At 61.3% G+C, this 19,974-nt stretch carries 23 protein-coding genes and 1 pseudogene; 16 read left to right on the top strand and 8 right to left on the bottom strand.

The features are described from left to right. Positions 1 to 119 precede the first annotated feature (119 nt). The 3 genes from WGT02_RS06520 (at position 120) to WGT02_RS06530 (ending at position 2,722) form a co-directional block, all read left to right on the top strand. Positions 120 to 740 (top strand): metalloregulator ArsR/SmtB family transcription factor, encoded by a 621-nt coding sequence (locus WGT02_RS06520; protein ID WP_024317995.1) that lies wholly within the window; start codon positions 120 to 122, stop codon positions 738 to 740. 88 nt (positions 741 to 828) lie between these two features. Further along, the gene (locus tag WGT02_RS06525) at positions 829 to 1,836 is read left to right on the top strand and encodes an asparaginase (RefSeq protein ID WP_024317994.1); all 1,008 of its coding nucleotides are present in this window, start codon (positions 829 to 831) and stop codon (positions 1,834 to 1,836) included. 139 nt (positions 1,837 to 1,975) lie between these two features. Further along, positions 1,976 to 2,722 carry a hypothetical protein gene (locus WGT02_RS06530; RefSeq protein WP_024317993.1) on the top strand — a complete coding sequence of 249 codons (747 nt, stop codon included), beginning with the start codon at positions 1,976 to 1,978 and terminating at the stop codon, positions 2,720 to 2,722. Here the strand turns inward: WGT02_RS06530 and WGT02_RS06535 are convergent. Further along, positions 2,697 to 3,122: pseudogene (locus WGT02_RS06535) on the bottom strand (DeoR/GlpR family DNA-binding transcription regulator); the annotation flags it as partial. The gene WGT02_RS06530 and the pseudogene WGT02_RS06535 sit on opposite strands and share 26 nt — an antisense overlap. A 19-nt stretch (positions 3,123 to 3,141) precedes the next feature. Between WGT02_RS06535 and WGT02_RS06540 the strand changes: the two are divergent. Continuing rightward, positions 3,142 to 3,498: a hypothetical protein gene (locus tag WGT02_RS06540; RefSeq protein ID WP_024317991.1), complete on the top strand. Its 357-nt coding sequence runs from the start codon at positions 3,142 to 3,144 to the stop codon at positions 3,496 to 3,498. Positions 3,499 to 3,590: 92 nt separating this feature from the next. Continuing rightward, complete coding sequence (locus tag WGT02_RS06545; protein WP_024317990.1) at positions 3,591 to 4,208, top strand: glutathione S-transferase family protein; 618 nt, start codon at positions 3,591 to 3,593, stop codon at positions 4,206 to 4,208. A 59-nt stretch (positions 4,209 to 4,267) separates the two neighbouring features. Here WGT02_RS06545 and WGT02_RS06550 read toward each other — a convergent pair whose 3' ends face one another. Beyond that, positions 4,268 to 4,621: an MmcQ/YjbR family DNA-binding protein gene (locus tag WGT02_RS06550; RefSeq protein ID WP_208248615.1), complete on the bottom strand. Its 354-nt coding sequence runs from the start codon at positions 4,619 to 4,621 to the stop codon at positions 4,268 to 4,270. Continuing rightward, positions 4,618 to 4,848, bottom strand: coding sequence for a hypothetical protein (locus WGT02_RS06555; RefSeq protein ID WP_024317988.1), 231 nt, complete (start codon positions 4,846 to 4,848; stop codon positions 4,618 to 4,620). The genes WGT02_RS06550 and WGT02_RS06555 overlap by 4 nt, the downstream gene beginning before the upstream one ends. Before the next feature lie 120 nt (positions 4,849 to 4,968). Here WGT02_RS06555 and WGT02_RS06560 point away from each other — a divergent pair, with 120 nt between their 5' ends. After that, positions 4,969 to 5,865, top strand: a complete 897-nt coding sequence (locus WGT02_RS06560; protein ID WP_024317987.1) for a LysR substrate-binding domain-containing protein — start codon at positions 4,969 to 4,971, stop codon at positions 5,863 to 5,865. Here WGT02_RS06560 and WGT02_RS06565 read toward each other — a convergent pair whose 3' ends face one another. Both WGT02_RS06565 and WGT02_RS06570 read right to left on the bottom strand, forming a co-directional pair. Then, complete coding sequence (locus WGT02_RS06565; protein ID WP_024317986.1) at positions 5,866 to 6,525, bottom strand: glutathione S-transferase family protein; 660 nt, start codon at positions 6,523 to 6,525, stop codon at positions 5,866 to 5,868. Positions 6,526 to 6,624: 99 nt separating this feature from the next. Continuing rightward, positions 6,625 to 8,001, bottom strand: coding sequence for a TIGR03808 family TAT-translocated repetitive protein (locus tag WGT02_RS06570; RefSeq protein WP_029710376.1), 1,377 nt, complete (start codon positions 7,999 to 8,001; stop codon positions 6,625 to 6,627). Positions 8,002 to 8,133: 132 nt separating this feature from the next. Here WGT02_RS06570 and WGT02_RS06575 point away from each other — a divergent pair, with 132 nt between their 5' ends. The 5 genes from WGT02_RS06575 (at position 8,134) to WGT02_RS06595 (ending at position 13,649) form a co-directional block, all read left to right on the top strand. Beyond that, positions 8,134 to 9,144, top strand: coding sequence for a ligase-associated DNA damage response exonuclease (locus WGT02_RS06575; RefSeq protein ID WP_208248612.1), 1,011 nt, complete (start codon positions 8,134 to 8,136; stop codon positions 9,142 to 9,144). After that, positions 9,144 to 10,772, top strand: a complete 1,629-nt coding sequence (locus tag WGT02_RS06580; RefSeq protein ID WP_024317983.1) for a cisplatin damage response ATP-dependent DNA ligase — start codon at positions 9,144 to 9,146, stop codon at positions 10,770 to 10,772. The genes WGT02_RS06575 and WGT02_RS06580 overlap by 1 nt, the downstream gene beginning before the upstream one ends. Positions 10,773 to 10,882: 110 nt before the next feature. Continuing rightward, positions 10,883 to 11,806, top strand: coding sequence for a S9 family peptidase (locus WGT02_RS06585; RefSeq protein ID WP_024317982.1), 924 nt, complete (start codon positions 10,883 to 10,885; stop codon positions 11,804 to 11,806). A 113-nt stretch (positions 11,807 to 11,919) separates the two neighbouring features. After that, the gene (locus WGT02_RS06590; RefSeq protein WP_024317981.1) at positions 11,920 to 12,759 is read left to right on the top strand and encodes a L,D-transpeptidase; all 840 of its coding nucleotides are present in this window, start codon (positions 11,920 to 11,922) and stop codon (positions 12,757 to 12,759) included. A gap of 167 nt (positions 12,760 to 12,926) precedes the next feature. Beyond that, complete coding sequence (locus WGT02_RS06595) at positions 12,927 to 13,649, top strand: L,D-transpeptidase (protein WP_024317980.1); 723 nt, start codon at positions 12,927 to 12,929, stop codon at positions 13,647 to 13,649. Positions 13,650 to 13,686: 37 nt separating this feature from the next. Here WGT02_RS06595 and WGT02_RS06600 read toward each other — a convergent pair whose 3' ends face one another. Next, the gene (locus WGT02_RS06600) at positions 13,687 to 14,400 is read right to left on the bottom strand and encodes a DUF1194 domain-containing protein (RefSeq protein ID WP_208248609.1); all 714 of its coding nucleotides are present in this window, start codon (positions 14,398 to 14,400) and stop codon (positions 13,687 to 13,689) included. A 116-nt stretch (positions 14,401 to 14,516) separates the two neighbouring features. Between WGT02_RS06600 and WGT02_RS06605 the strand changes: the two genes are divergently transcribed. Continuing rightward, positions 14,517 to 16,451: a BTAD domain-containing putative transcriptional regulator gene (locus tag WGT02_RS06605; RefSeq protein WP_037069135.1), complete on the top strand. Its 1,935-nt coding sequence runs from the start codon at positions 14,517 to 14,519 to the stop codon at positions 16,449 to 16,451. 25 nt (positions 16,452 to 16,476) lie between these two features. Here the strand turns inward: WGT02_RS06605 and WGT02_RS06610 are convergent, their stop codons facing one another. After that, complete coding sequence (locus WGT02_RS06610; RefSeq protein ID WP_024318974.1) at positions 16,477 to 16,944, bottom strand: MarR family winged helix-turn-helix transcriptional regulator; 468 nt, start codon at positions 16,942 to 16,944, stop codon at positions 16,477 to 16,479. Positions 16,945 to 17,067: 123 nt separating this feature from the next. Between WGT02_RS06610 and WGT02_RS06615 the strand changes: the two genes are divergently transcribed. The 3 genes from WGT02_RS06615 (at position 17,068) to WGT02_RS06625 (ending at position 18,676) form a co-directional block, all read left to right on the top strand. After that, positions 17,068 to 17,490, top strand: a complete 423-nt coding sequence (locus WGT02_RS06615) for an organic hydroperoxide resistance protein (RefSeq protein ID WP_007791565.1) — start codon at positions 17,068 to 17,070, stop codon at positions 17,488 to 17,490. Positions 17,491 to 17,577: 87 nt separating this feature from the next. Then, positions 17,578 to 17,961: an antitoxin Xre-like helix-turn-helix domain-containing protein gene (locus tag WGT02_RS06620; RefSeq protein ID WP_072380361.1), complete on the top strand. Its 384-nt coding sequence runs from the start codon at positions 17,578 to 17,580 to the stop codon at positions 17,959 to 17,961. Next, a complete protein-coding gene (locus WGT02_RS06625; protein ID WP_208248606.1) occupies positions 17,921 to 18,676 on the top strand; it encodes an RES family NAD+ phosphorylase in 756 nt (251 codons plus the stop codon). The genes WGT02_RS06620 and WGT02_RS06625 overlap by 41 nt, the downstream gene beginning before the upstream one ends. Positions 18,677 to 18,699: 23 nt before the next feature. Here the strand turns inward: WGT02_RS06625 and WGT02_RS06630 are convergent, their stop codons facing one another. Next, positions 18,700 to 19,146, bottom strand: a complete 447-nt coding sequence (locus WGT02_RS06630) for a MarR family winged helix-turn-helix transcriptional regulator (RefSeq protein ID WP_024318977.1) — start codon at positions 19,144 to 19,146, stop codon at positions 18,700 to 18,702. An 89-nt stretch (positions 19,147 to 19,235) separates the two neighbouring features. Here WGT02_RS06630 and WGT02_RS06635 point away from each other — a divergent pair, with 89 nt between their 5' ends. Further along, positions 19,236 to 19,964, top strand: coding sequence for a thioredoxin family protein (locus WGT02_RS06635; RefSeq protein ID WP_024318978.1), 729 nt, complete (start codon positions 19,236 to 19,238; stop codon positions 19,962 to 19,964). The last annotated feature ends 10 nt before the right edge of the window (positions 19,965 to 19,974 follow it).

Genomic DNA, 19,974 nt, shown 5'->3' on the forward strand with positions numbered 1-19,974 from the left:
AATGCCGGTCATAATTCATGCCTTGTGTGCTTCCAGGGATGTGCATTATTTTTGCAAGTTATTACTTGGAAAAAATACACGGCCATGATATTAAAGCAAGTGTGAACTTGGAAAATTAGATGAGACAATCCCCGGCGAACCGCATTCTGCTGCTGATCAAGACCGAAGGACCCCAGCTTGCCGCCGCACTTGCGGCAAGGCTCGGGATTTCCTCGGAGGCTGTCCGTCAGCAATTGACGAAGATGGCGCAGGAGGGGCTTGTCGAAGCGGTGAGCGAAGCCGCAGCCGGCCGGGGTCGACCGAGGCAGTTCTGGAGCCTGACGCCTGCCGGCAACCAAACCTTTCCAGATGGTCACGCCGAACTCACCGCCACGCTCCTGACGACACTGGTCACGCAACTGGGGAAGCCCGCCCTGGATGCCGTCATTTGCGCCCGGGAAGCAGAAACCCTCAAGCGCTACCGCGAGGAAGTCGACGCTGAGGATGTCCAATCCCGTGTGTTGCAGCTCGCCGCCGTGCGCACGCGCGAAGGATACATGGCCGACAGCTGGCAGGAGGCTGACGGCTCGCTGCTGCTTGTCGAAAATCATTGCCCGATCTGCGCCGCTGCAAGTGTTTGCGCCGGCTTCTGCCGGTCGGAGCTGGACACCTTTCGAACCGTCCTCGGCGCTAACGTGGAGCGCGAGGAGCACATACTGCTTGGGGCCCGTCGTTGCGCCTACCGCATCACGCCGCTTTGACCTGCATCTGCGCGTGCCGAAAGGCAATTGCATTATCGGCGTGACTCGCTATGCGTGACGCATCTGCGCAAACGATCAGGACCATGCCATGACCAATCCCGTCATCGTCGAAGTTACTCGAGGCTCGCTCGTTGAAAGCCAGCATCGTGGCGCCCTCGTTGCCGTCGATGGCGATGGAAAGGTCGTGTTCTCGATCGGCGATATCGATGCGCCGACGTTCCCGCGTTCGGCCTGCAAGGCGATGCAAGCGTTGCCGCTGATGGAAAGTGGCGCGGCGGATGCCTATGGCTTCGGCGACAAGGAATTGGCGCTCGCCTGCTCCTCGCACAATGGCGAGGACGCGCATGTGGCGCTCGCCGCCGCCATGCTGGCACGGGCCGGACGCGGTGTCGAAACGCTCGAATGCGGGGCGCATTGGTCCTCGAGCCAAAAGGTGCTGATCCACCAGGCGCGCACGATGGACAAGCCGACGGCACTGCATAACAACTGCTCGGGCAAGCATGCCGGCTTTATCTGCGCTTGCTGCCATCGGGGCATCGACCCTAACGGATATGTTGGCTACGACCATCCGCTGCAGGCCGAAATCCGCGGCGTCATGGAAAGCCTGACCGGCGCCGTGCTCGGCCACGACAATTGTGGCACCGACGGCTGCTCCATTCCGACCTACGCGGTTCCCTTGCGCGGTCTGGCGCACGGCTTTGCCAAGATGGCGACCGGCAATGGCCTGGAACCGCTTCGCGCCAAGGCGTCCCGACGGCTTTTCGACGCCTGCATGGCCGAACCCTTCTATGTTGCCGGAACCGGCCGCGCCTGCACCGCGCTGATGGAGGCAGCACCGGGCCGCATCTTCGCCAAAACGGGCGCTGAGGGTGTCTTCTGCGCAGCCATTCCCGAGCAGGGAATTGCGATCGCCGTCAAATGCGACGACGGCCATTCGCGTGCCTCCGAGGCGATGGTTGCCGCCGCGCTCAGCCGCTTCTTCGGCAAGGACGACCCGATTCGCGCAAGCTTGGCCGCCATGGCGACTATCGAGATGCACAATTGGAACGGTATTCATGTTGGCGACATTCGCGCGACGGCTGCGCCGACCGCATAAGCCGTTCCGGAACGGGACAGTCGCATCGCCAGAACAGAAATTGCTAATGTATGCGAAACTACAGCCCACGAGAACGGATGCGGTTTTCGAGGGTTGAGTTACCCTTTGCCCAGTACAGCGAACGCCATGAGGGCAGGATATGTTTGCGGGCCGCTATCTTTGGTGGATGTTGATCGCGATCGCGATCTTTCTCTTCTTCACCATGTGTTTCGATTATGTGACCTGGCTGACGGTCGTTTCCTCGGGTTGCGCCCGGATCGCCGGCTCCTGCGGACCGATCATCCTGACCATGACCGGGTCCATGAAACCGTCGGGCGTCTACCTCGCGGGCGGCATCATTCTCGTCGTTACCCTTGCCCGCATCCACTATCTGTCGATGGGCTGGGTCTGGGGTGTCGTCGTCGCAATCTGGTTCGTTGCATCGGCGTCGTTTCCGCTGCTGCTCGCCAATGGTTGGACCGGCCAGTTGAAGCCGGAGACCGTACTTGAGGGGTTGCCTGTGGCGTTCCTGTTCCTCGTGGTCTTCTGCGCCTATATCGGCTGGTCATTTGAAGACAGTGGCGCGCGGCCGCTTGGTGTGTGGCGTACGCTGCGAGCGACCATTTTCCTCTCTGCCGTCTATGGCACCCTGCTGGCGCTGTCGGAGACGCCTGCCGTTGCCACCATGCCCGGTCGTCTCCTCGGTGAGATGCAGCTTTCGACGTCGATCGCCGCGTTGCAGCCCACGCTGCATGATGTCCTGACACTCGGGATGGCCCGCGACACCTTCGCCTATATTGTCGTCGCAATCTTTGTCGCCGGCCTCGCCGTGAGCCTGCTGCAGAACCTCGGGGAACTAAAGGCGCGCTTCATCCAGCCGTTCATGCTTCGAGGATCTCGGCAGTGATCTTGCGATAGGGCTCAATGGCCGCCGCGGCGATGTCCGCGGTGACGATCAGCCCCGACACGCCTGACACTGGCAGAATATGACAAGGAGAGACGTGGTCGAACTTCTCCTGCGTCAGCGGCACGTAGGTCTCGGCTGCGCAGGACGCGATGTGCCGCTTGATGGCCGCTTCCTCGAAATCGCCCGTCGACAGGCCGTGTACGGGATGGGCAGCCGTCACGCCGAGAAAGAAGATGTCGGGCCGAAGCTGCGAAATCGCGGCCATGGCAACAGATCCGACTGAGACCATTGAGTGCTTGTAGAGCTTGCCGCCGATCAGGATCACACTCGCCGTCGGGTGATGTTCTAGCTCCGCGGCGATCGTCGGGCTGTGTGTCGCCACCGAGAACGCGAAGTTCCGGGAGAAATGGAGTTTGAGCATGTTGATTTTGATTGCTGGGCCTTACAGGTCCGGGACGCGGGACGATCCCGCAAAAATGGCAGCCAATTTGCAGCGGCTGGAGCAGCCCTCGCATAGGCTGTTCAAGGCCGGTCACGTGCCGATGATCGGGGAATGGGTGGCTCTGCCGGTGTGGAACGCCGCCGGCGGAAAGGCTGTTGGTGATGATCTCTACGAAGAGATATTCCACCCCGTTGCCGGTCGCCTGCTGCAGCTTTGCGACGGCGTGCTTCGGCTCGAGGGAGAATCGAAAGGCGCCGACAACGACGTTCGTATCGCGCGCGAACGCGGCATCCCGGTCTGGCACCGGGTCGAAGATGTTCCGGGCTGTGCCTGAAGCAGCTTGATTTTTGGAGGCCGGCTTGCCGGCCTCGATCTGTGCGTTTGCAGATAGCCGCGCTATAACGTCAGCATCGAAGGGAGTCGATTATGCTGACATTGTATTTTGCGCCGCACACTTGCGCGCTTGCAAGCCTCATTGCGCTGGAGGAGTCCGGTCTGCCGTTCAAAACCAAGAAACTGAACTTCGCCGAAGCGGAGCAGCGTTCGCCAGAGTATCTCGAAATCAACCCGAAGGGCCGGGTCCCCGCGCTTGGGACGGAACGCGGCATCCTAACCGAAACGCCGGCAATCCTGGCCTACATCGCGCAGCTCGCGCCGGCCGCGCAGCTGGCGCCGCTCGATCCTTTCGAGTTCGCCCGCATGCAGGCCTTCAACAATTACATCTGCGCGACCGTGCATGTGAACCACGCGCATGGCCGCCGGGGCAGCCGATGGGCGGATGATCCGACGGCTCACGAGGCGATGAAGGCGAAGGTGCCGCAGACCATGAGCGAGTGCTTCGAGCTTATCGACGAGCGGATGCTGGAGGGCCCGTGGGTCATGGGCGAGTACTACTCGGTCGCCGACCCCTACCTCTTCGTCATGACCGGATGGCTGCGGTCCGATGGCGTCGATCCGATCCGTTTCAGGAAGTCGACGGCGCACTATGCCCAGATGATGGAGCGCCCGGCCGTCCAGCGAGCATTGGAGCGCGAGCAGGCATAACGACCATAGCCGAAGCGCGAGTGCGACGTTGGTATGGGTGGCGCCTGCAGCGCATGCGCTCACCCCTGGAAACGTGCGGCAAGCTTTTTCGGTGCGCGGAACCGCCAGGCGCCGATCAGCCGCTCTTTCAGTTCCGCGTCGCTGATTTCGCCGGCGCGCAAGGGCAGCGATGGCCAGCCGACAGAGTGGTCGGTCTGATAGTAGATGTCGGGCGCCATCTCGATCAGACGTTCCTTATCGTCGATCGAGACGGAAAGCACGACGGTCTCGTTGTTCTTGACCGCCACAAAGGATTTGCCGCCCACCTTCAGCGCCGGGTTGCCGTAGGACGTGCTTTCCTCCACGCCTGGCAAATTCGCTTCCGCAGAAAGACGCTTGAGGCGCGCATATATCGTGTCGACGCTGTCGGTCATGGGCTCGCTCGAATGAAAAGCTCACGCAGACTAGCAGATTTCACGCACCTTGCGAGCGGTTGCGGTTCGGGCTTTGGCGTGCTTGGCTGCGGGCCGAGCGGCAGGTCCGCCAACGCGGTCGGTGACATCCGCGCCAGATCAGGATGGTACAGCGGATCCCGGTTGATATCAGCGCCGTAGGGCGGCTCTATTGTCTCGACGCTAAAGAAAAACTTCAGGATTTGCATGGCGTGCCTCGCTTCCTTTCAGGGTGGCGAACGGAGCATCTGCTCAACACAGGCACATTATTGCGGCCGGCCGGGCACGTTTCAATTGAGATTACCAATCTCGCAGTATAGAAAAACTATATGCGGAACCTGAACTCGGTCCACCTGAACGGATTGCGGGCGCTCGAAGCGGTGGGGCGGCTTGGCTCTCTGCAGGCCGCTGCAGAAGAGCTGGGTGTCTCGATCGGTGCGGTTAGCCAGCAGGTCATCAAGGCCGAAGCGCAGCTCGACCACGTGATTTTCGAACGCAGGCCGAAAGGTATGGTCGCGACGGAGGCAGGCGCGCGATTGCTGGCCGGTCTGACGGAGGGCTTCAATGCCTTGTCACAGGCGGTGGCGACGACACAGCGACGCGACGACGGTATCCTGACAATCTCGGTGGCGCCGGTGTTTGCTGCACGCTGGCTCGTCTATCGGCTCGATCGCTTTGCGGAAAGGCATCCCGAAATCAGCCTGCGGATGGATGCCACCACCCGCCTCGTCAATCCGGCGCTGTGCGATGTCGATATCGGCATTCGCGTCGGAAGCGGGCAGTGGCCGGATGTGAAGGCGGAATTGTTGCTTGCGCAGGAGGTCTTTCCCGTCTGCTCGCCAGCGATGGCGGCGCGGTTGCGCGAGCCCGCCGATATCCTCTCGCTTCCGGCGGTGATCGACGGCCGCGCCATGTTCACCTGGGAGGTTTGGATGCGCGAGGCTGGCCTTTCGGGTGCCACGCTTGAGACGCGCCACGTCTTCAACGACGCCTCGCTCTGCCTCGATGCGGCAATCGCAGGGCAGGGCGTCATGCTCGCCTGGCAGACTCTGGCGGACTTTGCCCTGCAGCAGGGACAGCTGGTCGCACCGTTTGCCATCCGCGCCAAAACCGGCTTCGGCCACTATTTCATAACGGCCGAAGGTTCGCGCGAGCCCAAGAGCGTCAGGGATTTCAAGGCCTGGATCCGTGAGGAAATGGCCGGCACCCTGAAGCTCTTTGCCTGATCAGACCGGCTCCTCGGAACGCGTCGCCTGCATGGCAATATAGGCCGGACGAGACTGGCAGCGCTTGATCCAGGCGCTGATATTGGGATGGGCGTCAAACAGCGCCTGTTGCGTCTGCGCGTAGCGAAGCACCTCGGCGATATTGAGATCGGCGGCGGTGAAGCGGTTGCCAACAATGTAATCGTTGGTCGCCAGGTGCTTCTCCAGCGTCGCGAATGGCTTTTTCAGCGAGCGCACAGCAACGTTGATCGTCGCCTTGCCGTCGTCGCTGTTCTGCTTCTCATCGTCGTAGACGTAGACGATCCTCACCGAATGCGGTTCCACCTCGGTTGCCGCCCAGATCGTCCACATGGTCATCAAACCGTCTTCCTCGACTGTTTTACCGGAAAGCGGTCCGCCATGCTTGCGCGCGAGATAGAGCGTGATGGCAAGCGACTCGTGCATCACGAGGTCGCCGTCCTTGATGCTCGGGATGAGCGCCATCGGATTGATCGCCAGAAAGTCCGGCGACAGCGTGTTGATCAACGCATCGGCGGCGAGCGGGTTGGCAAGGCGCCGCGCTTGAATGACGCGCACGGACTCGAATTCCAGCCCGAGCTCTTCCACCATCCAGTAAACGCGCGAGGCGCGCGAGCGATAGACCCCATAGATCGTCAGCATGTCGATGTCCCCCTTGTTCGGCTGGCCTCAGGGTAGGAGCCGAAGCGTCACGGCGGAAGCTGCCAAGCCTTATGAATCGATGAAAGCTTTTGATGCATCTCAGGAGATGCGGTTGCGCTCGACCGTCAGTTGCCCATAGGGCGAGGAACCCGCCGTCGCCAGCTCGCCGGACACCTTCTTGTCCCATTCGAAACCGAGGACTGCACCGTCTGGTGTTTCCTGAAACACGTTGTCGGTGATGACGGCCGGTCCCGCGCCCTTGGCGACCGAGACGGCGCAGCCGACAGGCGCCTTGCGGATGATATTGCCGGTCACGACGAGATTACGCAGATAGGGTCCCCAACCGAGTTGCATGCCCCACCGCGGCGCACCTTCGATGACGTTGCCGGAGACCAGCGTATCGGCCTCGGCGGCGATGCCGATGCCAAAGCCGACCTCGTGTTCATAGGGGCCTTTCAAGGTCAGGTTGCGCACCACGTTGCCGGTGACGCTTGCCAGCCTGCCGCCCTGGTCGAAATTGGCGATCGAGATGCCGTTCGCCGCGCCATCCACCATGTTGTCGGAGACGAGGGCGCCCTGGAACTCGAATTCGACGTAGATCGCCGTCTCGCCCGAGCGCTGGCACTGGTTGCCGGTGATCTGGATGTTGGAGGCCGAGTTGGCGCGGATGGCGGTGAAGGCGCAATCGGAGATGTGGTTGTTCGCCACCATGACATTGTCGGCGCGAAAGATGTTGATGCCATTGCCGTTCTGGCCGGTGCCGCCGGCATTGGCCTTGATCCTGTGGATGCGGTTGCCGTTGACGACGCTGTTGTCGACCGCCTTCTTCCAGCGATGCACGAGAATGCCGCCATTGCCGCAGTCGAAGACCTCGTTGCCGGTGATCGAGAGGCCGTTGGCTTCGACGGCATAGATGCCGGATTGGGCGGCACCCGATATGCGGCTGCGCTCGATCCGTCCGCCGCATCGCTCGAGCTGGACGGCGTGTTTGCGGCTGCCGCCGATCTCGCAATTGTCGATCAGCACCTCGTCGACGCCGGTAAATTGCAGCAGCGCGCTGGCATAGTCGCCAAGCCAGCGGTTCTGCCCGTCGATGACGATGTCCGACAGTTCGACGCGCTTGATGTTCTCTGCGCTGAAGAGGTGGCCGTCGCCGGTGTAGACGATGCGTGATGCGCCGGGCACGCCTGTTATGCGGGTATTCTCCGGTAGCACGAGATTGGAAACCTTGTAGGTGCCTGGCGGCAGGAAAACCGGGACATTTTCTGCGGCGGCCTGATCGATCATTTTCTGCAGGCTGACGCTTTTTCGATCGGCCGCGCTCGACGTCGTCTTGTACCGGACGGCATCGATCGGTCCGCGCAGATCGCCCTCCCGCGTGGTCGCGAAGCTGCGGAAGGCAATCAGCGTAAGCGCGGATGCTCCCGCAAGACGGAGCAGGTGACGGCGCGAGGAGACCAACGAACTGTTTTTCATTCGGTAAGCTCTGCAGGAAACGTGCCAGCGCACCTGTTTCATTTCGATACAGGCGACAGTTTCAGGAGCACGACGCTTGTCCGAACCTGCATCCCACTGGCCCTTCCGTTCTTTCCCGCTATCTTTGCACGCATGAAACCAGACGCCTTGCTCTATCCCGCCCCCGAGGGGCTCTATTGTCCGGAGGGGGGATTCTATGTGGATCCCGTGCGACCGGTAGAGCGAGCGCTGATAACCCACGGCCATTCGGACCACGCGCGACCCGGCCACACAAACGTGCTCGCCACGCGACAGACGCTGGACATCATGCAGATCCGCTATGGTGACGGCTTCTGCGCAAGCGAGCAGGCAGCGGCGTTCGCAGAGGAGATCCTGATCAATGGCGTCAGGGTCAGCTTCCATCCTGCCGGCCATGTGCTCGGCTCCGCGCAGATCGCCATCGAAAAGAACGGTACCCGCATCGTTGTCTCAGGCGACTACAAACGACGGGCGGACCCGACGTGCGCTGCCTACGTGCCGGTTCCCTGCGATGTCTTCATCACCGAGGCCACCTTTGGGCTGCCCGTCTTTCATCATCCGGATCCGGTCGATGAGATGGGCAAGCTCTATGCGTCGCTGCGCCAGTTTCCGGAGCGCACGCATCTGATCGGGGCCTATGCGCTTGGCAAGGCACAGCGGGTCATCCGTCTGCTGCGCGATACCGGTTATGACCAGCCGATCTATATTCATGGCGCGATGGAAAAGCTCTGCGACTACTATGTAGGGCAGGGCATTGATCTCGGTGAGCTTCGCCCCGCGACCATCGAAAGTCGTGACAGATCCGCCTTCAAGGGAGCCGTCGTCGTCGGTCCGTCCTCTGCCTTTGCAGATCGCTGGGCGCGCCGCTTCCATGAACCCTTGCCGGCTTTCGCCTCGGGCTGGATGATGGTGCGTCAGCGCGCCAAACAGCAAGGCGTCGAACTGCCGCTCGTCATCTCCGACCATTGTGATTGGCCCGAGCTCACAGAGACAATCACCGATCTGCATCCGGGGGAGGTGTGGGTCACGCATGGCCGTGAGGAAGCCCTGGTGCGCTGGTGCCAGCTGCAGGGAATCAGGGCCCGACCGCTCCACCTGGTCGGCTACGAAGATGAGGCCGATTGATGAAAGCATTCGCCGACCTGCTCGACCGCCTCGTGCTCACCCCCAGCCGCAACGGCAAGCTGAAGCTGCTCACCGATTACTTCCGAAACACCCCGGACCCGGATCGCGGCTACGGTCTTGCCGCCATTGCCGGCACGCTCGAAGTGCGCAACGTCAAGCCAGCCATGCTGCGCGAGTTGGTGCTGGAACGCATGGATGACGTGCTCTTTCGCTATTCTTACGACTATGTCGGCGATCTCGCAGAAACGATTTCCCTGGTGTGGGACAACGAGAAGGACATCGAGCGGTCGCCGCTTGCCCAGCCGCGTCTCGGCGAGGTCCTCACGCAGATGAATGCACTCGGCCGCACCGAGGTACGCAGCTTCGTGCGCGATCTGCTCGACAGGCTGGATACCTCAGGTCGCTTCGCCTTCATCAAGCTCGCGACCGGGGCGCTGCGCATCGGCGTTTCCTCGCGTCTGGCGAAGCAGGCGCTCGCCGATCTCGGCAGCCGAGACGTGACGGAAATCGAGACGCTGTGGCATGGCCTGCAGCCGCCCTATGAATCCTTGTTTCGTTGGCTGGAAGGGCAGGGCGACAAGCCGATCCTGGCAACGCCTGCAATCTTCCACTCCGTCATGCTCGCCAATCCGGTCGAGGAGGGGGATCTGGATCAACTTGATCCAGCCGAATATGCCGCGGAATGGAAATGGGACGGCATCCGCGTGCAGCTGTCGCGCTCCGGCGACACGCGCAAGATCTACTCGCGCTCCGGCGACGATATCTCAGGCGCGTTCCCCGATATCCTTGAGTCGATCAGCTTCGACGGCGTCGTCGACGGCGAGCTGCTGGTCGGGGGAACGAGACGCTCGAACAGCCCGACGCGCACCTTTTCCGATCTGCAGCAACGCCTGAACCGCAAGACGGTGACGACGAAGATGCTCGACGAGTATCCAGCCTTCATTCGTGCCTACGATTTGCTTTTCGATCGGGAGGAGGACGTGCGTGGCCGCTCCTACGTCGATCGCCGTGCGCGTCTTGCGGAGGTCATCGATAGCGCGCCGCACGACCGCTTCGACCTCTCCCCTCTGGTGGAATTCTCTTCATGGGACGAACTGGACGAGCTGCGGTCGATGCCGCCGGACCCTGTCATCGAAGGGGTGATGATCAAGCGCCGCGACAGCATCTATCAGGCCGGGCGACTGAAGGGGCCTTGGTTCAAGTGGAAGCGCAATCCCTACAATGTCGACGCCGTGCTGATGTATGCGCAGCGCGGCCACGGCAAGCGCTCGAGCTATTATTCGGACTTCACCTTTGGTGTGTGGACCGAGACCCCGGAAGGAGAACAGCTGGTTCCCGTCGGCAAGGCCTATTTTGGCTTCACGGATGCCGAACTCGAAGTGCTGGACAAGTTCGTTCGCAACAACACGACGGAGCGGTTTGGCCCTGTGCGGGCCGTCAGAGCGGACAAGGACTTCGGCTTCGTCGTGGAAGTCGCCTTCGAAGGCATCAACCGCTCGACCCGCCACAAGTCGGGCGTGGCAATGCGCTTTCCGCGAATCGCGCGCCTGCGTCCCGACAAACCGTCCTACGAGGCGGATCGCCTTCAGACGCTGGTCGCCATGATCGATGCCAAGGGTCAGCAGTAGGCTTTTCTGGAGCAAAACGCCGCAGGGCCACCTTTTTCAACACAACGTGTGTTGGCGACCGCGCGCTTCCGGTGCAATTCTCGAACCGCCGGGAACAATGGAAGTGTGAAATGACGTCAGACGAAGGTAATGCATTTTTCCGCCACCGCCGCATGGTTCTTGCCGGCCTGGCCGGAGCCCTTGTACTCCCGGGCATAGCAAGTGCATTCGAGGTTCCGGAGGTGCCAAAGCTGATCGATCATGATTATGCCAAGGCCCGCAAGCGCTTCCGCACCAAGCTGCTCCAGAAGGGGCCGGCTCCCGACAAGTACGAACCGCTGGATGCGCCTCCGGAGGGCGAGAAGATTCTCTATCGGTCCGGCTACGGCGGCGAATTGGAGCTGGTTGCCTGGGTCTCCAAGTACAAGCGCGGTAGCAAGCCGAAGCCCGGCGTTCTTTTCCTGCACGGCGGCAACGCCATGGGTCTTGGCCACTGGGTTCTGCTCAAGACCTATGCCGATGCCGGCTTCGTGGTGATGATGCCATCGCTGCGTGGCGAAAACGGCCAGATGGGCAATTTCTCCGGTTTCTATGACGAGGTGGATGACGTGCTTTCAGCGGCCGATCGTCTGCGCCATCTTCCGGGCGTCGATGCCGATCGTCTGTTTATCGCCGGCCACAGCATTGGCGGCACGCTGACCATGCTTGCGGCGATGAGCAGCCACAAGTTCCGTGCCGCCGCGCCGATCTCGGGCAATCCGGACGCTTTCCGCTTCTTCAATCGCTACCCGCAGGACATTCGTTTCGACGATAGCAACGCCCACGAGTTCGAGGTCCGCAGCGCGCTCTGCTATGCCAAGAGCTTCAAATGCCCGGTCCGCGTCGTTCATGGCACGGAGGAGGCGCATTTCAACGACCGCGCCGGTCTGCTTGCCAGCCGCGCGCGCTCGGGCGGTGTCCGTATCGAAACGGATACCGTGACCGGCAACCACACGTCGGCGCTGCCGGCCGAGATCGAACAAAGCATACGGTTCTTTCACGGCGTTGCAGCCTGAGTGTGGTCCGACTCCAATTGATGCGAGGCTGATGTCGTCACCAGCCTCGCGCCAGCCGCAAGTGCCATCCTTGCCGCAGCTATACGTCTCGCTGTTGTCGATGAGGGTGCTTTATGACTGTTTTCAGCCGGGTGTCGCCACTTGCCGGGCTTGCGGCCGCTGCTTTTTGTCTGAGCGGTTGTAATATCCTCATTCCAGATACCGGCGCCACCGATCCCGCCCGTTTCGTGCAGGAGACGTCGCCCGTCTTCTATAATCCGCCTGGCGTCGATCCCATGCGCGTCAAGGCGGTGGATACGCCGGTGCCGCAGAGGCGCGAGATCGAGCCGCCGACGCTGTACAATCAGACCTACGGCCTGTCGGCCACGAGTTACAATCGGACCTACGGCCTGCCGGTCACCAATCCGGTGAATAGCGCCATGTATAGCCAGGTGCGCGACACCGACTTCACGTTGCCGGCCATACCGATCAGCCGCATCGATCCGCAGTATCTGCGGCAGGAAGTCGACTATCCCTCGAACGAGAAGCCGGGCACGATCATCGTCGATACGAAGAGCAAGCATCTCTACTTAATCGAGCCGGGCGGTAAGGCGATGCGCTACGGCGTCGGGCTCGGCCGCGAAGGCTACGCATGGTCCGGCCGCGGTCTCATTCAATGGAAGCAGAAATGGCCGCGCTGGACACCGCCGGCCGAAATGGTCTCGCGTCAGCCCGACATACGCTCCTTTTCCGCAGAAAACGGCGGCATGAACCCCGGCCTCGGAAACCCGCTTGGTGCGCGCGCCCTCTATATCTTCAAGGATGGGAAGGATACGCTTTACCGTATCCACGGTACGCCGGATTGGCAGTCGGTCGGAAAGGCCACGTCGTCGGGCTGCGTGCGCATGCTGAACCAGGACGTGGTTGACCTTTACAATCGCGTTCCGGCGAAGGCCGAGATTGTCGTGATGTAGCCGCGCAACAGCGTTTGGGATATCGTGTGTCCACGGGCGGACACGACTTCGTGAGGTGATGGTTTATTTAGCGCAAGTGGATAGATTTCTTGTGCGTCACCGGCGTTGACCCACCCTCCGCGAAGGGCGTTCGTCCTTCCAGCGCAACAGGAAACCAGACCCGCGTCATGAGCTTTGAAAAATCCCTTTCCCGCCGCAGCTTCCTTTCGCTTTCGGCAATGACCGCAGCTTCGGCGCTGACCGGGTGTGCATCCACCGCCGGGCCGTCTGCGACGGCTCAGCCGGTCGTCATGCGCAATCCGATCAACATGTTCCAGGCGCCGCAGACGCCGGGTGATGCCGAGCTGGCGGTCATGTACGGTCCGATTGAGGATGGTGGCTTTCTCATTCCGGCCGTGCCCTACCAGCAGATCGATCCGCGCTTCTATCGCCAGCAGGTCGTCGATCCGACCGGCCAGGCGCCCGGCACGATCGTCGTCGATACCCCCTCGCGTTTCCTCTACCTGGTGCAGCCCGGCGGCACGGCGATGCGCTATGGCGTCGGCATCGGCCGCGAAGGCTTCGCATGGCAGGGCTCGGGCGTCATCCAGTGGCGTCAGAGATGGCCGCGCTGGAAGCCGCCGAACGAGATGGTCGCGCGTCAGCCAGAGCTTGCCAAGTATTCGATCGAAAACGGCGGCATGGAGCCGGGCCTGAAGAACCCGCTTGGTGCACGCGCACTCTACATCTTCTCGAGTGGCGAAGACACGCTCTACCGCCTGCACGGCAACCCGGAATGGCGTTCGATCGGCAAGGCGGTGTCGTCTGGCTGCGTGCGCCTGCTGAACCAGGACATCATCGATCTCTATGACCGCGTGCCGAACAAGGCGCCGGTCGTCGTTCTGCAGTAATCCGCGCAGGTGCGGCCGGCCGATTGGCTGGCCGCATTCATTGCCGATTTTCGGCGATCTGGAATTCGGTTGGCGGCGACAGTTCCCTGATCAGCTTCTTGCGGATCGCTGCCGAATAGTCTGCAAAACTCCTGACTTCCATCACGAACGCGTCCTCGCCGAGGATGACGCGTCTTTCGTAGTAGCCGGGAAGATCGGGTTCCTCGTCGGAAATGACCAGTCCATTGACCGTTGTGCCCGTCTTCATGGCGCGCTGGCGCGCCTGATAGAGAGATGGCGTCTGCCGTCGTTTCGGCGCAATCGTCTCCTTGCCATCGCCGGAGACGTTGATGATGGTTTTGACGGCGCAGAAGCGTGGATCAGATAGCATGTCGAGCGCGGACCACATGCCGTTGCCGATATCGGTGTTGCCAAAGACTTTGCGCCGGTTGGCCTCCATCGCCAGCGCGAAGGGCTCGGCGCCGTTGCCGCTCTCTATGACGAACCAGTCGAGTTTCTGGGTGGAGAACTCGCCGTCGCCCCAGAATACCGCCGATACGGCGACGCCGCCGGCATTTCTCAAGGCCGCCAGGACGTCATCGTCCCGGAAGGCCGCGGCGATGGCAGACTTCTGAAACTTGTATTCGTCGTCGGTGATGCTGCCGGATCCGTCGACGGCGAGAACAAGTGCGATATCGATACAGGCCGAGGATTGAGAGGCTGCCATAGTCCAAACCAATGCCACAGCCAAACCGATCAGCTTCTTCAGCATCGCCGCATCATCCCCTCGCTCACCGCCCCGTGAAAATGACTATGACAAACGGCCGCTTTCCTGCTGTTATCGGAATGTTAAAGCGATCGCTAAAATAAGGCTCGGAGGGGAGCTCGATGGGGTTCACGCTGCGCCTGCTTGGTCGATTCCAGATGCTCTCGCCCACAGGCGAGAGCATTGCGATCGCCTCGCGCAAACATCAGGCGCTGATCGCGATGCTCGCGCTCTCGAACGGAAAGCCGATCGCGCGATCGAAACTGGCCGGCATGCTGTGGGCCGAGCGGACGGAAGAGCATGCCCGCAACAGCCTCCGCCAGGCGTTCTTCACGATCCGTCAGGCCGTCGACGGCCACGGCGTGTCACCTCTCGTGTTCGACAACGGCTGCGGTTGGACGAGAAGCGATGCCATTGTCACCGATATCCAGGCTCTTACTGAAAGCGCAAGGGCAGGGTGTCTGCCACCGTCGCTTGATGCTTTCGAGGGGGAATTTCTCGAGGGGCTGAGCTTCAACGACGAGACGTTGGAAGCATGGCTTCGCATGGAGCGCGGCCGACACCGCGATTTACTGGTCGATTGCCTTGCGAGCCTGGTCGACGGATTGGAGAAGGCGGGCGACCTGGAGCCGGCGCTTCTCGCTGCACAATACCTTTTACGGCACGATCCCTACCACGAACCATCTCACCGGACGATCCTGCGCCGTTACCGGGCGCACGGCGAGCGCGCTCGCGCCATCAAGCACTACGAGAGCCTGAAAGCATTGCTGGAGGCCAATCTGAGTGTTGCGCCTGATCCGGAGACGCAGCAACTCATCGGTCAAATTCGCGAGCGGCAGGAGCCGCCGGCGCAGGTGGATTTGACCAATGGCAAGCCTAGGATCGCCATTCTGCCGATCAGGAGCCTGTCACATGAACGAGACGACAGTCTGGTCGCCGAGTCCCTGACGCGCAAGCTGATCGGAGAACTCGGCCTGTTCTCGCCGCTCTCAGTGGTTGCCGCCGCGACGATGTTTGCCTTGAATGCGAGGCACGAGACCGTGGAAGAAATCGGCAAGCGGGTCGGCGCCGACTACGTCCTGGAAATTGCGGTTCAGGGCCACGAGGAAGGTGGCTGGGCGCTGGTGCAACTCGTGTTGGTGCAAAGCGGGACACAGGTATGGAGCCGCAAGTATCTCGGCGAAAGCGCGGGTTCGGACCTCGGTCAGGACCGGCTCGTCCGCAAGATCAGCGGTAACCTCTATCATGTTCTGATGAAGCACGCGGCAGCCCGTTCGGCGATGGAGCCGGAAGGTGGGATCGGCACCGAGAAGCTGTATCTGCAGGTGTTCAACCACGTCGAGCGGCCGACATTGAAGGGGATGATCCGCGCCCGGCGTCTGTGCGAGCGGCTCCTGGCCATCGATCCCAATCACGTTCTGGTCCGCGAGAGCCTTGCCTGGATAAACTTCCACTCCTGCTTCAACGGCTGGCTCGACGATCCGGTGCATGGTTTCAGGCAGGCCCGCGATATCGTGCGGGCCGGACTGGGGCTGGACGATCGCGAGCCCTATCTGCTGAGCGCCTTTGGCCTCGCCGAAACGTATCTCGGAAACGCTCGAGCCGGCCTGGATGCACTGAAAAGGGCTGTCGACCTCAATCCGAACGACGCCGAGTTTCATACATGGCTCGGCATCGGCCTGACCTTTGCCGGTCGGATCGGCGACGCGCATATGGCGTTCGACCAGGCTGATCAGGTCAGTCCAGACTATCATCCGATCTTCCTGTTTCGGGGCGACGCTCATTTCGTTTCTGGGAACTATGAGGAGGCGGTTGCCTGCCTGGACCGTTTCCTGATCGTGCTGCCGGAATATCATTGGGCGCGGCTGCTGCGAGCGGCGTCATACGAGGCGCTCGGCAAAGACATGGTGGCGCGGCTCGACGTGGCGTATGTCAGGGAGAACACGCTTCTGTTGAATGGCCGATATCTCGAACAATTACTTCAGGCTCGCGCCCTGTCGTTCCGGCAAAATCTGTGGCTGAGGCTGGAGGCCGCAGGGCTGCCCTGGGCGAAATAAGGCGTTGACGCTGGTTGCCTTCTGCTCACACCGCCGACATCAGGTTAGACCGCAACCCTTTCAGCATCTCGCGTATTGTCGCCATTTCCTCGAGCGTGCAGCCTGCCGCCTGGCCGATCGCGGCCATGATCCTATCGACCTCGCTCCTCATCATGCGGCCTTTCTCGGTCAGCGACACGATGACCTGCCGCTCGTCGCGGGAATCGCGGGTGCGCTTGATCAGGCCATTCTGCTCCAGGCGCTTGAGCAGCGGCGAGAGTGTGCCCGAATCGAGATCGAGCTGCTCGCCGATCGCTTTCACCGGCTGCTCTGACTTTTCCCACAGCGCCAGCATGACAAGATATTGCGGGTAGGTGAGGCCGACCTTGTCCAGGATCGGCTTGTAGGCGCGGGTGAAAGCATGCGCCGTCGAGTAGACCGCAAAGCAGAGCTGGTTTTCCAGCCGTCTTTCCTCTTCCGGAATTTCCATCGTGTTTGCCAGATGCGCTTTCATTGTCGTTGTCCTCGAGGCGCGATTGTCCTCTTTTCGAATTCCAAATGCAATTTGCAAAATTAACTTGCGTACAATTTAATTGCGCATTATACAAAATCCAACCCCAACGCAAAGGAGACTGACATGCCTATCCTCTACACGACCAAAGCTTCCGCCACCGGTGGCCGCGCAGGCCGCGCCGTTTCCGAAAACGGCGTTCTCGATGTCACGCTGACGGTTCCGAAAGAACTCGGCGGCGATGGCGCGACCGGCACCAACCCTGAGCAGCTCTTTGCGGCCGGCTATTCAGCCTGCTTCCTCGGTGCTTTGAAATTTGTCGCCGGCAAGGAAAAGGTCAAGATTCCGGAAGAAACCACTGTCAGCGCCACCGTCGGCATCGGCCCGCGCGAAGACGGCACAGGCTTCGGCATCGAAGTCGCCCTGACGGTCAACATTCCCGGCCTTGACAAGCCGACCGCCGAAAAGCTTGCCGCGGCGGCTCACATCGTGTGCCCCTATAGCCACGCAATGCGCACGTCGACCGAAGTTCCGGTTACCGTTGCTTGACCAAAGCAAAAAAGAGCGTCGTGCATCGCGGCGCTCTTTTCATCTGAAATAAATTCGCTATATTCTTTCTAGTGAAAGGAGTATGGCATGGCAGTAGCACATCCGATCTCCGGCGCCCGGTCCCCCGAGGCTGCCGTGATCACCAAAGCGGCCGTCAATGCTGCCGACCATCTTGGCCTCAACGCCCGAACGCTTTCGGCGGTGCTCGGTGTTTCCGAAGCAACCATCTCGCGCATGAAGCGACAGGATTATCTGCTCGAGCGCGGCTCGAAGTCCTTTGAACTCGCCATCCTGCTCGTGCGTCTGTTTCGTTCGCTCGATGCGATCGTCGGCGGCGACGAGGCGGTTGCCCGGCAATGGTTGCGCAACGCCAATACCGCCCTCGGCGCCAAGCCGCTCGAAAAGATCGTCAGCATCTCCGGATTGACCGATGTCCTTGCCTATCTGGACGCCCGCCGCGCTATCGTCTGAAAAGCGGGCGATCTCGGGCAGGTTCTGGCGTCTGGTCGAGGCGCAGCACCAGATTTCGACGCTGAAGCTTGTCGATACGCTCGAGGAGCAGGCGCTGCTCGAAACCCTGCTCGAAGAAAGCAAGCCGGCATTGCCGCCGGAGTGCATCGGGCTGGACTATCTGCTCGCCACTCCGTTCCGCTATGGGGCCGTCTACCCGCATGGCTCGCGCTTTCGCCGGGCAGGGCGAACGCTCGGCGTCTTCTACGCCTCCGAGCGGGTGGAAACCGCGCTCGCCGAAATGGCCTTCTACCGGTTGCTGTTCTATGCCGAGTCGCCGGCGACATCGCTTCCTGCCAATGCCGCCGAGTACACGGCCTTTGCTGCAGCGATCGCCACTGCGTCCGCAATTGACCTGACCCGCGCGCCTCTCGATGCCGACCGTATCATATGGACCGATCTCCAGAACTATGCACCGTGCCAGGCTTTGGCCGATGCTGCCCGCGAAGCGGGCTGCCAGGCGATCCACTACGAATCCGTGCGGGACCCGCAGCGCGGCCGCAACATCGCGCTTTTGACCGCCGCGGCATTTGCGGCCCGCGAGCCCGTCGAACGTCAGACATGGAGGATCCGGCTTTCGGGGATCGGTGTCCAGGCGCTTTGCGATTTCCCGAGGGTCAGGATTGGATTTTCGGTCGAGGATTTCGCCAGGGACCCGCGCATGGCGGGCGACTGACGTATGCCGCAGGCGACCGGTCTTTAGGCGAGGGCCTGCAGGTCGCGGCGCAGCCGCTCCGGATCGCCGTCCGGTAAGGCCGCCTCAATACTGGCGTGCGTGCTTTCCCAGATCGGCAGTGCGGCGGCGAGCACTGCCTTGCCCTCCGGTGTCAGGCTCAGCAGACGCCGGCGCTTGTCTTTCGCATTCTGCGTTACATTTACCCAGCCACGGCGCTGCAATGGCTTGAGCGCTGCCGTCAACGTGGTCTGATCCATCGCAAGCAGGGTCGCGACCGGTCCCATCGGCGGCGGCTCAGGCCGGTTCAGCGACATCATCAGCGAGAACTGGCCGTTGGTGAGCCCGACAGGGCGAAGGGCATCGTCGAATAGCCGCGCAAGTGCGCGCGCTGCCCGCTGCACATGCAGGCAAAGGCATGTGTCGCGTACCAGAAGCGTCGTCGAAAAAGGAATCTCTACCACGTTTGACATCCTCAATTTATATTGATATCAATGTAAATAGTCAAGGAAAAGGAGCATGGACCGCCACGTTTCGGTCGCGCCGGAGGAGGGCGCACGTGATGCAGAACCAAGTCGTTTCCCGTGAAGAATGGCTGGAGGCCCGCCGCGCGCTGCTTCTCAAGGAGAAGGAAGCAACGCATTTGAGGGAGAAGGTCAACGCCGAGCGCATGGCCTTGCCCTGGGTCAGGGTCGATAAGAACTACGTCTTTGATACGCCGCAGGGAAAGAAAAGCCTTGCTGAACTCTTCGATGGCCGCAGCCAGCTTTTGATCTATCACTTCATGCTTGGCCCCGATTGGGAGGCCGGTTGCCCCGGCTGCTCGTTCCTGTCCGATCATGTCGATGGAACGCTGCCGCATCTCAACAACCACGATGTCACCTGGGTCGCCGTTTCGCGCGCGCCGCTCGAAAAGATCGAGGCCTACAAGAAACGCATGGGCTGGAAATTCCCGTGGGTTTCGTCCTTCGATAACAGCTTCAACTTCGATTACCACGTGTCCTTCAGCCCGGAAGATCTGGCCAAGGACAAGGTCTTCTACAATTTCGAGGCAATCGAGCCCGCCAACGCCAATGACGAGCTTCCGGGCCTCAGTGCGTTCTACAGGAATGAGAATGGTGAGGTCTTCCATACTTATTCGACGTATGCCCGCGGCCTTGAAGAGGCGGTCGGCACCTTGATGATCCTCGATCGCGCCCCGAAGGGCCGCAACGAGGACAGCACGATGGACTTCGTCAAGCGCCACGACGAATACGAACCGGCCAAGAACGCGCCATCCAGCTGTCACTGATATCTGCGAC

It is taken from the genome of Rhizobium sp. T1470 (assembly GCF_042140505.1).
Taxonomy (GTDB): Bacteria; Pseudomonadota; Alphaproteobacteria; order Rhizobiales; family Rhizobiaceae; genus Rhizobium; species Rhizobium favelukesii.